The sequence below is a fragment of the Azospirillum sp. HJ39 genome (assembly GCF_041507355.1).
Classification (GTDB): Bacteria; Pseudomonadota; Alphaproteobacteria; order Azospirillales; family Azospirillaceae; genus Azospirillum; species Azospirillum thiophilum.
Window position 1 is genome coordinate 254454 of sequence record NZ_CP167910.1, and the last position, 13586, is coordinate 268039.

General features: G+C 65.0%; 8 protein-coding genes and 1 pseudogene. 4 read left to right on the forward strand and 5 right to left on the reverse strand.

Annotated features, from left to right (window positions below; all coding sequences use genetic code 11):
* Nucleotides 1-27: 27 nt before the first annotated feature.
* Together ABMY26_RS11805 and ABMY26_RS11810 are read right to left on the reverse strand one after the other, a co-directional pair.
* A complete protein-coding gene (locus ABMY26_RS11805; protein WP_372396461.1) occupies nucleotides 28-879 on the reverse strand; it encodes an aldo/keto reductase in 852 nt (283 codons plus the stop codon).
* A 148-nt stretch (nucleotides 880-1027) separates the two neighbouring features.
* Nucleotides 1028-1762, reverse strand: coding sequence for an SDR family oxidoreductase (locus ABMY26_RS11810; RefSeq protein ID WP_372396462.1), 735 nt, complete (start codon nucleotides 1760-1762; stop codon nucleotides 1028-1030).
* A 62-nt stretch (nucleotides 1763-1824) separates the two neighbouring features.
* Here ABMY26_RS11810 and ABMY26_RS11815 point away from each other — a divergent pair, with 62 nt between their 5' ends.
* The 3 genes and pseudogenes from ABMY26_RS11815 (at nucleotide 1825) to ABMY26_RS11825 (ending at nucleotide 5304) form a co-directional block, all read left to right on the forward strand.
* Nucleotides 1825-2766 carry a cupin domain-containing protein gene (locus ABMY26_RS11815; RefSeq protein WP_372396463.1) on the forward strand — a complete coding sequence of 314 codons (942 nt, stop codon included), beginning with the start codon at nucleotides 1825-1827 and terminating at the stop codon, nucleotides 2764-2766.
* 23 nt (nucleotides 2767-2789) lie between these two features.
* Nucleotides 2790-3156: pseudogene (locus ABMY26_RS11820) on the forward strand (integrase core domain-containing protein); the annotation flags it as partial.
* Nucleotides 3157-3528: 372 nt separating this feature from the next.
* The gene (locus ABMY26_RS11825) at nucleotides 3529-5304 is read left to right on the forward strand and encodes an AIPR family protein (protein WP_372396464.1); all 1776 of its coding nucleotides are present in this window, start codon (nucleotides 3529-3531) and stop codon (nucleotides 5302-5304) included.
* Between the two features lie 540 nt (nucleotides 5305-5844).
* Here the strand turns inward: ABMY26_RS11825 and ABMY26_RS11830 are convergent.
* From ABMY26_RS11830 to ABMY26_RS11840, 3 genes are all read right to left on the reverse strand, one after another.
* Nucleotides 5845-7509 (reverse strand): ABC transporter ATP-binding protein, encoded by a 1665-nt coding sequence (locus ABMY26_RS11830; RefSeq protein ID WP_372396465.1) that lies wholly within the window; start codon nucleotides 7507-7509, stop codon nucleotides 5845-5847.
* Between the two features lie 26 nt (nucleotides 7510-7535).
* Entirely contained in the window at nucleotides 7536-8615 is a 1080-nt protein-coding gene (locus tag ABMY26_RS11835) for an ABC transporter permease (RefSeq protein ID WP_372396466.1), read from the reverse strand.
* A gap of 185 nt (nucleotides 8616-8800) precedes the next feature.
* Nucleotides 8801-10192, reverse strand: coding sequence for a CmpA/NrtA family ABC transporter substrate-binding protein (locus tag ABMY26_RS11840; protein WP_372396467.1), 1392 nt, complete (start codon nucleotides 10190-10192; stop codon nucleotides 8801-8803).
* 831 nt (nucleotides 10193-11023) lie between these two features.
* Here ABMY26_RS11840 and nirB point away from each other — a divergent pair.
* Nucleotides 11024-13582, forward strand: a complete 2559-nt coding sequence (nirB, locus tag ABMY26_RS11845; protein ID WP_372396468.1) for a nitrite reductase large subunit NirB — start codon at nucleotides 11024-11026, stop codon at nucleotides 13580-13582.
* The last annotated feature ends 4 nt before the right edge of the window (nucleotides 13583-13586 follow it).

Below are 13586 nucleotides of genomic sequence, written 5' to 3' on the forward strand. Positions count from 1 at the left end.
TGTGGGGGCGGGAGGCCGCCCCTCCCCTCAGATCATCGCCAGCGGCTGCTTGCGGCGCGGCGGCGGGTAGGCCCGGTCGATCTCCGCCAGATCCTGGGCGGTCAGGGTCAGGCGCAGGGCCGCGGCATTTTCGACGGCATGGGCGGCGGTGCCTGCCTTGGGGATGGCGATCACGCCCTGCTGCCGCAATGCCCAGGCCAGCGCAACCTGCGCCGGGCTGGCGTCATGGCGCTTCGCCACCGCCAGCAGCGCCGGGGAGCGCAACAGGCCGCCGCCCTGGCCGATGGGGGAATAGGCCATCGCCGGCATGCGCGCGGTGTGCTGGAAGGGCAGCAAATCGTATTCGATGCCGCGGTGTTCGGGATTGTAGAGCACCTGGTTGACGGCGCAGCCGTGCAGGTCGGCGACCTCGGCCAACTCCTCCAGGTCGTCGACGTCGAAGTTGGAGACGCCCCAGCGGGCGATCTTGCCGGTGGCGCGCAGGGTCTCGAACGCCTCCACCGTTTCGGCCAGCGGCACGCCGCCGCGCCAGTGCAGCAGATAGAGGTCGATGCGGTCGATCCCCAGCCGCTTCAGGCTGCGCTCGCACGCCTTCACCGTGCCGGTGCGCGACGCGTTGCTGGGCAGCACCTTGGTCACGATGAACAGCCCGTCGCGCCGGCCGGCAATCGCCTCGCCCACCAGCGACTCCGAGGCGCCGTCGCCATACATCTCGGCGGTGTCGATCAGGGTCAGGCCATGGTCGATGCCGGCCCGGAGCGCGGCGATCTCGGCGGCGCGGTTGCCCCGCCCCTCCGCCATCATCCCCTCCGCCATCATCCAGGTGCCCTGGCCGAGAGCCGGGACGTCGGTGCCGTCCGGCAGGGTCACGCGCTTCATCTCCTGTCCCCCCGTCTGTCCTGAAGGTCGAAAGACGATAAGCTGGCCCCGCGGGGCCGGCTTGTCGATGGTGCTTCGGTGGGGTTTCCGGATGGCGGTGCTCTCCGAGACCGGATGGCGCGCAGGGGCGGACAGGGATTAGGGACGGTCAGTCCTGCGCCGTCGGCCGGATCACGATGCTGCCGACATCGACATCGTCCGGCTGCTCGATTGCATAGGCGATGCCGCGGGCGATCGCCTCCGGCGGGATCGCGATATCGGCGGCGCGCTTTGCAATCGCCTCCCTCATCGCGGCATCGGTCATGGAGCTTGCGAAATCGGTTGCAACGAAGCCCGGGGAAACCTCGGTCACCCTCAGATGCGGCCCCGCTTCCTGCCGCAGGGCTTCGGTGACGGTGCGCACCGCGTTCTTCGTCGCGGCATAGACCCCCATCGTCGGAAGGATCTTGAGGCCGGCAGTCGAAACGATGTTGATGATGTGGCCGGACCGTTGACGCTGGAAGACCGGCAGCACGGCAGCGATCCCATAGAGCGTGCCGCGCAGATTGACGTCGATCATGGCATCCCAATCCTCGACACGGAGCGCGTCGAAGCGGGAGATCGGTCCGATCCCCGCGCTGTTCACCCAGACGTCGAGCCTGCCGCCCCGGGTGACGGCAAGCTCGACGAGTTCGTCGAGATCGTCGCGCCGGCGAACGTCGGTCACCTTGTGGACGGCCGTCCCGCCGGCGGCGGCGATCTCGCCCGACACGTCGGCCAGCACGCTTTCCCGGCGGGCGCCCAGGACGACGACCGCACCCCGGTCAGCCAGCAGCCTCGCGGTGGCGCGGCCTATGCCGCTGCTTGCGCCGGTGATGACGACGACCTTGCCTTCGATACCCATTGTCCTTCTCCTTCGCATGCACAGTTCAGGGATGCTGCAGGATTGTCTGTGGGAGAGGGTCCGTGATTTTGTCGCAATCGTCTCGGGAGGCCGCCGATCCCCTGTCGGACGTCCTCGACGTCCTCGGCCCCAGGATCAGCCGCCTGACGCGGCTGGAAGCCGCGAACGACTGGTCGCTGGAATTTCCGGCGCTCGACCGGCTGAAGTTCGTGGCGCTGCTGAAGGGCACGAGCTGGTTGATCCTTCCGGATCATGCCCCCTTGTTGATGGGCGCCGGGGATGTCTGTCTCATCGGACGCACGCCCTATGCGGTCGCCAGCGATCCGGCGTTGCCCCGCACCGATGGCCGGAGCCTCTTCGGCAGTCCCGGCCGCGACGCCGTGCAGCTTGGCGGCAGCGATATGATCTCGATCGGCGGCAGTGTCTCCTTCGCCGAGGGGAACGCCGATTTCCTGCTCGACATGCTGCCGGATTTCCTGCCGATCCCGCGATCCTCCCCCGGATCGGGATCGGTGGCGACGATCCTCGCCCTGCTGGGGGACGAGATGGCCCAGGCCCGCCTGGGCCGTGGCATCGTGACCGCCCGCCTTGCCGACGTGCTGCTGGTCGAGGCGGTCCGAGCCCATGCCGACGGTGGCGAGGCGGTCGGGATGGGCTGGCTCGGCGCCCTGTCCGATCCCCGGCTCGGCCGGGTGCTGCGCGCCGTCCATGACGACATTGCGCGACAGTGGACCGTGGCGCAGCTCGCCTCCGTCGCCAACATGTCGCGCGCCGCCTTCTCCGCGCACTTCACCCGCCGCGTGGGGCAGGCGCCGCTCGCCTATGTGCGGGCCTGGCGTCTTACCCTCGCCCGTGCAGCGTTGGGACGGGGTGACGCCGATGTCGCCAGCATCGCGAGCAAAGTCGGATACACCTCGCAGAGCGCTTTCGGCCATGCCTTCCGCCGCTCGTTCGGGATCTCTCCAAGGGACTGCCGTCAAGGCAGGCCGCTTGCCGACAGATGATGAGCGGACCGATGGTCAGGGCGCGGTGTGCGGCAGTAGCCGACGCCTCACCATCGGGAATCCGCGCAGCCCGTGAACTCGATGCCTTGATCGCTCGGCGCGGCAAGCCGCGGTTGATGGTCAGCGACGATGGGACCGAATTGACCAGCATGGCGCTCCTGCGCTGGAGCCAGGAGCATCAGGTCGAGTGGCACTACATCGCCCCCAGCAAGCCGATGCAGAACAGATTCGTGAAAAGCTTCAATGGGCGGCTTCGGGATGAAAAGCTGAACGAGATGCTGTTCACGTCGCTGTCTCACGCCCGGGTCGTCCTTGCCGCCTGGAAGGAGGACTAACAACCACGTCCGGCCGCATTCCGGTCTCGGTGGAGCCACGCTGGCTGAGATCGCTGTTGCGGTTCAGCTTGCCATCACCGCCTGATTAGAGCATCACAACTCACAGAGAATCTGAAAACGACCGGAGGAACATCCGGTCGCAGGTCAACAGATATGAGCGATCAAAATTCTTTGTTGACTACAGTACGCGTGATTATTCTAATATTTTCAGACATAGTTCTCAAAAAAACGGGCGCTCACTCGATCTTTATGTGCGCAAGAGAGGATAAATTCTCCAATAACACTCATTACTTGCAGGAAACCATTATATATCCTAAACGGAAGGTGGGGTGTCAGAGATATAAAAAACTAGCTATACATGTTGACTTGCGCTCGGTTTCAGGGTTATCGAACACACAATACACAACTGCAATAAATGGAAGTGTATATGCCTACCGTCGCTCAGTCCGCTTCAGATCCTTGGCTCTCAGCCTTCCGTGAGCGTTCCGACCTCGAAGTCTATGGTGATAACGCGATCGGCTTGTTCGCTCTGGCGCTCAAGTTCGGACTAGACGACCTTGAGACAGTCGCTGCCGAGTCAATTACAGACGGACATGATGACAAGAAGTGCGATCTTCTTCATATCAGTAAGGAAGACGGCGTTGCTGTTATTGCTCAATGCTACTACTCTACTAAGGTAAAGCAGTCTGCGCCAGCTAACAAAGCTTCCGATCTCAATACCGCTGTTGCTTGGCTTCTCCAAAGAGAGTTAAAGGACCTTCCTGATCGAATCAGTGTAGCTGCACAAGATTTACGTGAAGCGATCAGTGGTGGTGAAGTAACCCAACTCTATATCTGGTACATTCATAATCTTCCTGAGTCGGAGAACGTTCGTAACGAACTGCGGTCGGTTGAAGCAACAGCTATTGCGGCCTTGAAGCACCACCATCCGGACGATAACGTTCGCGTTCAGGTGTTGGAGGTGGGTGCCGGTCAGTTCAATGAGTGGTATAACGACACTCAATCTCCAATCCTCGTGAATGAAGACTTCTCCCTTCAAGTTAGCGATGGCTTCGAGATTGCTGGTCCGGAATGGAAGGCATACGTCACGGCTATCCCTCTTGCCTTCCTTCGAGCGGAGTTTAAGAAGTATAACGTCAAGTTGTTCTCTGCAAACGTTCGGGACTATCTTGGTTCCAAGGAATCCGATAACAACATTAACCACGGAATAAAAAAGACTGCAGAATCAGAGCCGCAGAATTTTTGGGCTTATAACAACGGGCTGACTATACTCGTCCATTCATTTGAGCCGCCGAGTCCGACAGCAAAGCGCCGGGTATTTCAGTTTAAGGGCATGTCTATTGTAAACGGAGCTCAGACGACCGGGGCAATTGCCTCCACCGGTGGGCGTCTCGATGCAGCCGCGAAAGTAGCTGCCCGCTTTGTGCAAACTAGTGACCAGCAGCTTTTGTACAGCATCATTCGCTATAATAATTCGCAGAACAAGGTCACTGCCTCAGACTTTCGGAGCACTGACGCAACACAACGTCGGCTTAGGGAGGAGATCAAGCAAATCCCTTCTGCAGAATATGAGGGTGGTAGACGCGGGGGCCTTGCTGACGCGATCCGTCGACGGTCGAACCTGCTTCCTTCCTACACTGTCGGTCAAGCCCTAGCGGCTTTGCATGGCGATCCCGTGGTTGCTTATAATCAGCGTGCTGATATTTGGGCAGTGGACCGTCTATACGCTCGGTATTTCACCGAGAGTGTCACAGGCAGCCACATTGTGTTCGCATACTCGCTGTTGAAGGCAGTTGAGAGCACGAAAATGGCGCTGGTAACCCGAGCGAAAAAAGAGCCCGATACACTGACGGAAGATGATAACCAGCAGCTTTCCTTTTTTAGAAAGCGAGGATCGACCTACCTCATGGTTGCAGCCCTAGCTGCATGTCTTGAAACATTTCTTGACAAGAAGATTTCTAATCTGGCGAGAGTCTCTTTTGGTTCAAAAATTGCCCCTAAGCGTGCGCAGCAAATATGGATGGAGTTAATAGAGGTGAATATGCCGCTATGTATCTACCTCGAAGAAGCTTTCACTTATGGCCTCAAAAGTCCTGAAAAGGCAAAGGGAGCGATTCTAAAATTCAGGAGTCTAGTTCAAGCAACTAAGAAATCGAACTCTGCAACATATCGGAAGTTTTCTAACCACATTGTAATTATATAGGCTCATTCCAAAACAGAGACAAATCTTGGAAAATGGTGTTGGGCCATCTGATGTGGCAAGCGCATCTCATGCAACATGTCATCTGAGGGGCCCTTTCACACGACGTTTAGGACATTTTTTCATGAACCGGCGTTGGGCGCTTTCGGTTTCGATGCTCCGGCGGCTGTCCGAAGCGCTCCAGATTCCTCCCGAGATCCTGATCCGGTCCTACGACCCTCAACGGGCTGCCTGAACCGTCCAGAAGAGGAGCCAAAACTGGATGTCGGTCATCAATCAATGGCTTTGAAGGTCCGCTTCTGGCGCTTTGCGGTCCTGTACGATGGTCCGCTCCCAGTCAACAGCGGAAGCGTGATGGCCCTGTCCGTCAAGGGGCGGCAAAGCGGACCCCCCGATCCGACGGGATCGGAGGGTCGTGAAAAGGACTGCCGGAGGGCCGGCCGAACTCACGCCGATGCCGTGCCCTCACGTCCCGGACGATTGCGCACCATCATGCAGTGACCCCAAGCTCCGCCGACCGCGGGGGGACGCAGGAGAGGGCGGTCAGGCCGCCTTCTTCGGCGCTCCGGCGTGGCCGCCTTCCAGGAAGTTCAGCAGCTCCTCGCGGTACTCGTAATAGCGCGGGTGCTCCAGCAGGGCCTGACGGGTGCGCGGGTGGGGGATGTCGACCTCCAGGATATGGCCGATCTTCGCGTTCGGGCCGTTGGTCATCATCACCACCCGGTCGGCCAGCAGAAGCGCCTCGTCGACGTCGTGGGTGACGCAGACCGCCGTGACCTTGGTGCGCGCCCACACCTCCATCAGCACCTCCTGCAACTCCCAGCGGGTCAGGCTGTCGAGCATGCCGAACGGCTCGTCCAGCAGCAGCAGCTTGGGCGACAGGGCGAAGGCGCGGGCGATGCCGACCCGCTGCTTCATGCCGTTGGACAGCTCCGACGCCTTGCGGTCCATGGCATGGCCAAGCCCGACGCGGGCGAGGTAATAGCGGGCGACGTCGGCGCGCTCGCCCTTGCTCGCATGGGGGAAGACGCGGTCGACGCCGAGCATGACGTTTTCGAACGCGGTCAGCCAGGGGAACAGGCTGGGGGCCTGGAACACCACGGCGCGGTCGGGGCCGGCGCCGTCGACCTCGCGGCCGTCCAGCACGATGCCGCCGCTGGTCACGTCGGCCAACCCGGCGACCATCGACAGCACGGTGGACTTGCCGCAGCCGGAATGGCCGATCAACGACACGAACTCGCCCTTGCGCATCTTCAGGTCGAAGCCGTCGACCACGGTCAGCGGCCCCTTCGGCGTGGCGAAGGTCTTGGTCAGGCGGGTGAATTCGAGATAGCGGTCCTCCATCCCGCGCCCACCCATCGCCTCGATGTAGGCCTTGGGAGGAGGGGCGGCGGTGATGGGCTTCAGGTCGGGCAGGGCGAGATCTTCGCCGCCGCCGGTGGCGCGGGCGACGCCGACCTCCATCAGGTAGGCGGTGACGGCGGCGCGCAGGCGCTTGAAATCCTCGTCATGGTTGACGGCGGTGCGGTCGCGCGGGCGCGGCAGGTCGACCGCGAAGGCGGGGCCGAGCGTGGCGTTTGGGCCGGGGGTCAGCGGGATGATGCGGTCGGCCAGCAGGATCGCCTCGTCCACATCGTTGGTGATGAGGATGACGGTCTTGCGGTCCTTGCGCCAGATCGCCTCGATCTCGTCCTGCAGCTTGGCGCGGGTCAGCGCGTCGAGCGCCGACAGCGGCTCGTCGAGCAGCAGCATCTCCGGGCTCATGGCGAGCGCGCGGGCGAAGCCGACGCGCTGGCGCATGCCGCCCGACAGCTCCTTCGGCCGGCGGTCGGCGGCGTGGCCCAGGCCCACCGTCTCAACCGCCCGGCGGGTCAGCACGCCGCGCTCCGACCCGATCCTGTCCTTGTGGACGGCATCGACGGCGAGCGCGACATTCTCCTTCACGCTGAGCCAGGGCATCAGCGAATAGGACTGGAAGACCAGCCCGCGCTCCGGGCCGGGGCCGCTGACCGGCTTGCCGCGGTAGAGCAGCTCGCCGGCATCGGGCATCGCCAGCCCGGCGATCAGGTTGATCAGCGTCGACTTGCCGGAGCCGGAGAAGCCGACGATGGCGACGAACTCGCCCTCTTCGATCGACAGGTCGATGTCGCGCAGGATGGTCGTGCCGCCGTAGGATTTCGACACACCCTTCAGGTCCAGGATCGCCATGGTCGTCGTCTCCTATGATGACGGGGTCAGCGGGCGGGGCTGTGGCTGACGGCGGACTGGAACGCCAGCATCACGCGGTCGAGCAGGAAGCCGATCAGGCCGATGGTGAAGACGGCCACCATGATCTTGGCCAGCGAGCTGGAGGAGCCGTTCTGGAACTCGTCCCAGACGAACTTGCCGAGGCCGGGGTTCTGGGCCAGCATCTCCGCCGCGATCAGCACCATCCAGCCCACGCCCAGCGACAGCCGCAGGCCGGTGAAGATGTAGGGCAGTGCCGACGGCAGCACGAGGCGGCGGACCATGGTGAAGCCCGAGAGCTGGAGCACCTTGCCGACATTCATCAGGTCGCGGTCGATGGAGGACACGCCGACCGCGGTGTTGATCAGCGTCGGCCACAGCGAGCACAGCGTGACGGTGATGGCCGAGGTCAGGAAGGACTTCTCGAACAGCGGGTCGCTGCCCGACACGGTGGCGCTGACCACCATGGTGACCAGCGGCAGCCAGGCCAGCGGCGACACCGGCTTGAAGATCTGGATCAGCGGGTTGAGCGCGGCGTTGACGGTCGGCGACAGGCCGCTGGCGACGCCGAGCGGCACCGCCACCAGCGCGCCCAGCAGGAAGCCGGTGAAGACCGTCTTCAGGCTGGTCAGGATCTGGTCGAGATAGGTCGGCTTGCCGGCATAGGGGCGGGTCTTCACCTCCGCCTTCGGGTCCTTGGCCAGGATCTCGGCGTTGCGCTTGGCCTGCCGGTCGTAGAAGGCGGCCTCCTTGGCGCGTTCGGCCTTGTGGTCGGCGTAGAGGTTGGTCGCCTGCTCCCACACCTGGGCCGGGCCGGGGATGGCGCCGAGGCTGGTCTGCACCTGCGGGGCGGCCCAGCCCCAGGCGGCGAGGAACAGCAGGATGGCGGTCAGCGGGATGCCCATCTGGCGCCACAGCTCGACGCCCTGCTGGCGCGGGTTCTCGCCGGCGGCGAGCCGCAGCAGCGGCGCCAGCCAGCCGAGCCCGACGGCGGTCAGGGCGGAGGCGATGCGGTTCAGGGAATGGGCGCGGCGGGCCTTGCGCTCGGCGCGGGCGAGGTCGGCGGAGCTGTCGGTCAGGCTGGTCATGGCGGGGTGTCCTGAGCTGTCGGCGGGCGTGGGAGCGTCGGCTGCGCGTTGCCCCCTCCCCGACCCTCCCCCGCCCTCGGTCGGCCGAAGGCCGATCCGATGGCGGGAGAGGGGGCCTAATGGGGAGGCGGCGGCAGTCCCCTCTCCCGCAAAGCGGGGGAGGGTTAGGGAGGGGGCGATACTGCTCAGCCGCCCACCACCTGACCGCCCTCGACCTTCTGTTCGCCCTTCAGGCCGATGGGCTGCTTGGCGAGGTAGTCGTTCGGCTTGCGGCCGTCATAGGGGATGCCGTCGATGAAGCCGGTGTCGACCGGCTTGTAGCCGTCGCTCTTCCACGGGAAGTCGGCCTCTTTCGATTTGCCCTCCTCGACCAGAAGCTTCGCGGCCTGGAGATAGACGTCCGGCTTGTAGACCTTGCGCGCGGTCTCGTCGTACCAGGCGTCGGGCCTGGGCTCGGCGATCTGGCCCCAGCGGCGCATCTGGGTCAGATACCACACGGCGTCGGAATAGAAGGGGTAGGTCGCGTTGTAGCGGAAGAAGACGTTGAAGTCGGGAACCTCGCGCTTGTCGCCCTTCTCATACTCGAAGGTGCCGGTCATCGAATTGGCGATCACCGCGGCGTCGGCCCCGACATACTCGGACTTGGCGAGGATCTTCACCGCCTCGGCGCGGTTGGCGTTGTTGTTCTCGTCCAGCCACTGGGCGGCGCGGATCAGCGCCTTGACGACGGCCAGATGGGTCTTGGGATTCTTCTTCGCCCACTCGTCGGTGACGCCGAACACCTTCTCGGGGTTGTTCTTCCAGATCTCGGTGTCGGTGATGACCGGCACGCCGATGCCCTTCATCACCGCCTGCTGGTTCCACGGCTCGCCGACGCTGTAGCCGTAGATGGTGCCGGCCTCCAGCGTCGCCGGCATCTGCGGCGGCGGGGTGACCGACAGCAGCGCGTCGGCGCCGATCTGGCCCGACACGTCGGTCGGGCTGTAATAGCCGGGGTTGATGCCGCCGGCCGCAAGCCAGTAGCGCAGCTCGTAATTGTGGGTCGAGACCGGGAAGACCATGCCCATGTTGAAGGGCTTGCCCTCGGCCTTGTACTGGGCGATCACCGGCTTCAGCGCGTCGGCCTTGATCGGGTGGACCGGCTTGCCGTCGGCCCCCATCGGAACGTTGGCCTTCATCTTCCGCCAGACGTCGTTCGACAGGGTGATGCCGTTGCCGTTCAGGTCCATCGAGAAGGCGGTGACGATGTGCGCCTTGGTGCCGAAGCCGATGGTCGCGCCCAGCGGCTGGCCGGCCAGCATGTGGGCGCCGTCCAGCTCGCCGGAGATCACCCGGTCGAGCAGGACCTTCCAGTTCGCCTGCGGCTCCAGCGTGACGGACAGCCCCTCATCCTCGAAGAAGCCCTTTTCGGCGGCGATGGCGAGCGGCGCCATGTCGGTCAGCTTGATGAAGCCGAGCTTCAGCTGCTCCTTCTCCACGTCGAGCGGGGCGGCGAGGGCGGAGGCCGCCGCGGTCAGAGCGATGGTGGCGGCAGCGGAGGCGAGAAGCTGGCGGAGGGTGCGGGAGGTCTGGGCCACGTCGGTTGCTCCATCTCTGATGGCCGGCTCCGAGAGCCGGCGCTGATAACCGGACCAGCGGGCGGGTGGGGCGACACCGGTGTCGATTTTCTGGGCAAGTCCCGGACTGGCTGTTCTTTGGGCAGATGGCTTTGCGGGCATCTCGGCCGTCGAACGGGTCCAGCGGGATCGACCTGAAAAGCCTTGGGAAAAGGCCTGTCGATACCGGGTCGGCAACACTGCCGGGGGCTGGCCCATCATTGGACGCTTGGGATGCACGCACCGTCGTTGGCGCGTCTCTGGCCCCATCCTTCGCAAGCCTCATGCCAAAGGATGGGTTTTGCCGAAAGATGGGCCGGAGAGCTTGATTCCTCTGGGCAAGACCCGGCGGAAGGTATGAGGCGCCGGCCATGTCCCCACCGTGCCTGCCGCTTTTTGCGGCGCACACAAGCCGGTGTGACCATCCCATAGGCAATACCTTGGGATGGTATGAAAACAGGCACCTTGGTATGGGGGCGGTGGAGGGGCCGGGCCCGGCGGAATCGTTGGGGCCGGGCGGGACGGCGGGGATTTTGCGGCGATTGGCACGCGGATTGCGAAGGGAGCGGCGAGACATCAGCGGGCACCGGCAACGTCGCCGGTTCCCGCGACACCGGCCGACACCGCGCGACGATGCGCGGGATCGGCCCTGGTTCGACGACGAACCGCCCGGACAACGGCGTCCGAACAGGTCTGCAGCCTGACCGTCGCGAGACTTCGCGGGGGCGGAGTCGCGGCCCGTTCGGACGCCTTTCTTTTTGGCCCCGTGCCTGACCCTGCGGCAGGCCGGACTGGAGACGAGGCAGACGCGCCATGGACATGCATCTCTCATCGAACAACGGGCCCGCCGCCGAACCTGATGCCGCCCAACCTGATGCCGTCGAACTGAACGAGGCCGCACTGCGCACCCCCGATCCCGCCAAGGAGCGGCTGGTGGTGGTCGGCAACGGCATGGCCGGCATGAAGACGGTGGAGGAGCTGCTGGCCAAGGCGCCCGGCCGCTTCGAGATCACCGTCTTCGGGGCCGAGCCGCACCCGAACTACAACCGCATCATGCTGTCGCCGGTGCTGGCGGGGGAGAAGACCTTCGACCAGATCGTGCTGAACAGCCGCGAGTGGTACGACGCCAACGGCATCGCGCTGCTGACCGGCGAGGCGGTGGAGGGGATCGACCGCGAGGCAAAGACCGTGGTTTCGCAGTCCGGCCGCGTCGTTCCCTACGACAGGCTGCTGATCGCCACCGGCTCGATGCCCTTCATCATCCCGGTGCCGGGCTCGACCCTGCCGGGCGTCGTCGGCTTCCGCGACCTGGCCGACGTCGACGCCATGCTGGCGGCGGCGGCGAAGGGCGGCCGCGCCGTGGTGATCGGCGGCGGCCTGCTGGGGCTGGAGGCGGCCAACGGGCTGCGGGTCAAGGGGATGGACGTCACCGTCATCCACCTGATGCCGACGCTGATGGAACGCCAGCTCGACCCGTCGGCCGGCATGCTGCTGCAACGCGAGCTGGAGCGCCGCGGCATCGCGGTGCTGACCGGCGCCGACACCGCGGAGATCGTTGGAGACAGGCAGGGCGGCGAGGAGCGGGTCAGCGCGGTCCGGCTGAAGGACGGGCGCGAGCTGCCGGCCGACATCGTCGTCATGGCGGTCGGCATCCGCCCGAACATGGCGCTGGGCAAGGCGGCCGGGCTGGAGTGCGGGCGCGGCATCCGCGTCGACGACCGCATGCGCACCAGCGACCCGTCGATCTTCGCGGTCGGCGAATGCGTCGAGCATCGCGGCCTGACCTATGGCCTCGTCGCCCCGCTGTTCGAGATGGCGAAGGTGCTGGCCCACGACCTCGCCGGCGGGGAGGATGGCGCCTACACCGGCTCCGTCACCTCGACCAAGCTGAAGGTGACGGGCGTCGACGTGTTCTCGGCCGGCGATTTCTCGGGCGGCGAGGGGACCGAGGACATCGTGTTCCGCGACGCCGCCCGCGGCGTCTACAAGCGCCTCGTGCTGAAGGACAACCGGCTGCTGGGCGCCGTGCTGTACGGCGACACCAAGGACGGCGCCTGGTACTTCTCGCTGCTGAAGGACGGCGCGGATGTGTCGGCCGAGCGCGACACCATGATCTTCGGGCAGGGTTTCGGCAGCGCCGATGGTGGAGACCCCAACGCCGCGGTTGCCGCGCTGCCCGACAGCGCGGAGATCTGCGGCTGCAACGGGGTGTGCAAGGGCACCATCGTCAAGGCGATCACCGAGAAGGGCCTGACCAGCCTGGACGAGGTCAAGGCGCACACCAAGGCCTCGGCCTCCTGCGGCGGCTGTTCGGGCACGGTCGAGGCGCTGCTGGCGGCGACGCTGGGCGACGGCTTCAAGGCCGCGCCGACGGTCAAGCCGATGTGCAAATGCACCCACCACGGCCATGATGCGGTGCGGGCATCCATCGTGGAGCGCGGGCTGAGGACCATGGCCGACGTGTTCCAGGCGATGGACTGGACGACGCCCGACGGCTGCGCGTCGTGCCGGCCGGCGCTGAACTATTACCTGCTGTGCGCCTGGCCGGGCGAATACAAGGACGACTACCAGTCGCGCTACATCAACGAGCGCGCCCACGCCAACATCCAGAAGGACGGCACCTATTCGGTGGTGCCGCGCATGTGGGGTGGCCTGACCAGTGCGGCGGAGCTGCGCGCCATTGCCGACGTGGTCGACAAGTTCGCCATCCCCACGGTGAAGGTCACCGGCGGCCAGCGCATCGACCTGTTCGGGGTGAAGAAGGAGGATCTGCCGGCGGTGTGGGCCGATCTGAACGCCGCCGGCATGGTGTCGGGCCACGCCTACGCCAAGGGGCTGCGCACGGTGAAGACCTGCGTCGGGTCGGAATGGTGCCGCTTCGGCACGCAGGACTCGACCGGGCTGGGCGTGAAGCTGGAGCGGATGACCTGGGGCACCTGGACCCCGCACAAGGTCAAGCTGGCGGTGTCCGGCTGCCCGCGCAACTGTGCCGAGGCGACCATCAAGGATTTGGGCGTGGTCTGCATCGACAGCGGCTACGAGCTGCATGTCGGCGGCAACGGCGGCCTGCATGTCCGCGCCTGCGACCTGCTGGTCCGGGTGGCGACGGAAGAGGAGGTGCTGGAATACACCGGCGCCTTCATGCAGCTCTACCGCGAGGAGGCCCGCTACCTGGAGCGCACCGCGCCGTGGGTCGAGCGGGTCGGTCTCGACCGCATCAAGGCGGCGCTGGTCGGGGATGCGGAGCGGCGGCGGGCGTTGAACGCGCGCTTCCTGTTCTCGCAGAGCTTCTCGCAGGACGACCCGTGGGCCGAGCGCGCCGCCCAGGGCGTCGACCGTCACGAATTCAAACTGCTCGCCGACGTGGGGTAAGGGA

Excerpts from the sequence above, each read along its gene's own strand:
- ABMY26_RS11835 (WP_372396466.1), bottom strand. The coding sequence starts at position 8,615 with ATGACCAGCCTGACCGACAGCTCCGCCGACCTCGCCCGCGCCGAGCGC.
- ABMY26_RS11810 (WP_372396462.1), bottom strand. The coding sequence starts at position 1,762 with ATGGGTATCGAAGGCAAGGTCGTCGTCATCACCGGCGCAAGCAGCGGC.
- nirB (WP_372396468.1), top strand. The coding sequence starts at position 11,024 with ATGGACATGCATCTCTCATCGAACAACGGGCCCGCCGCCGAACCTGAT.
- ABMY26_RS11830 (WP_372396465.1), bottom strand. The coding sequence starts at position 7,509 with ATGGCGATCCTGGACCTGAAGGGTGTGTCGAAATCCTACGGCGGCACG.
- ABMY26_RS11805 (WP_372396461.1), bottom strand. The coding sequence starts at position 879 with ATGAAGCGCGTGACCCTGCCGGACGGCACCGACGTCCCGGCTCTCGGC.
- ABMY26_RS11825 (WP_372396464.1), top strand. The coding sequence starts at position 3,529 with ATGCCTACCGTCGCTCAGTCCGCTTCAGATCCTTGGCTCTCAGCCTTC.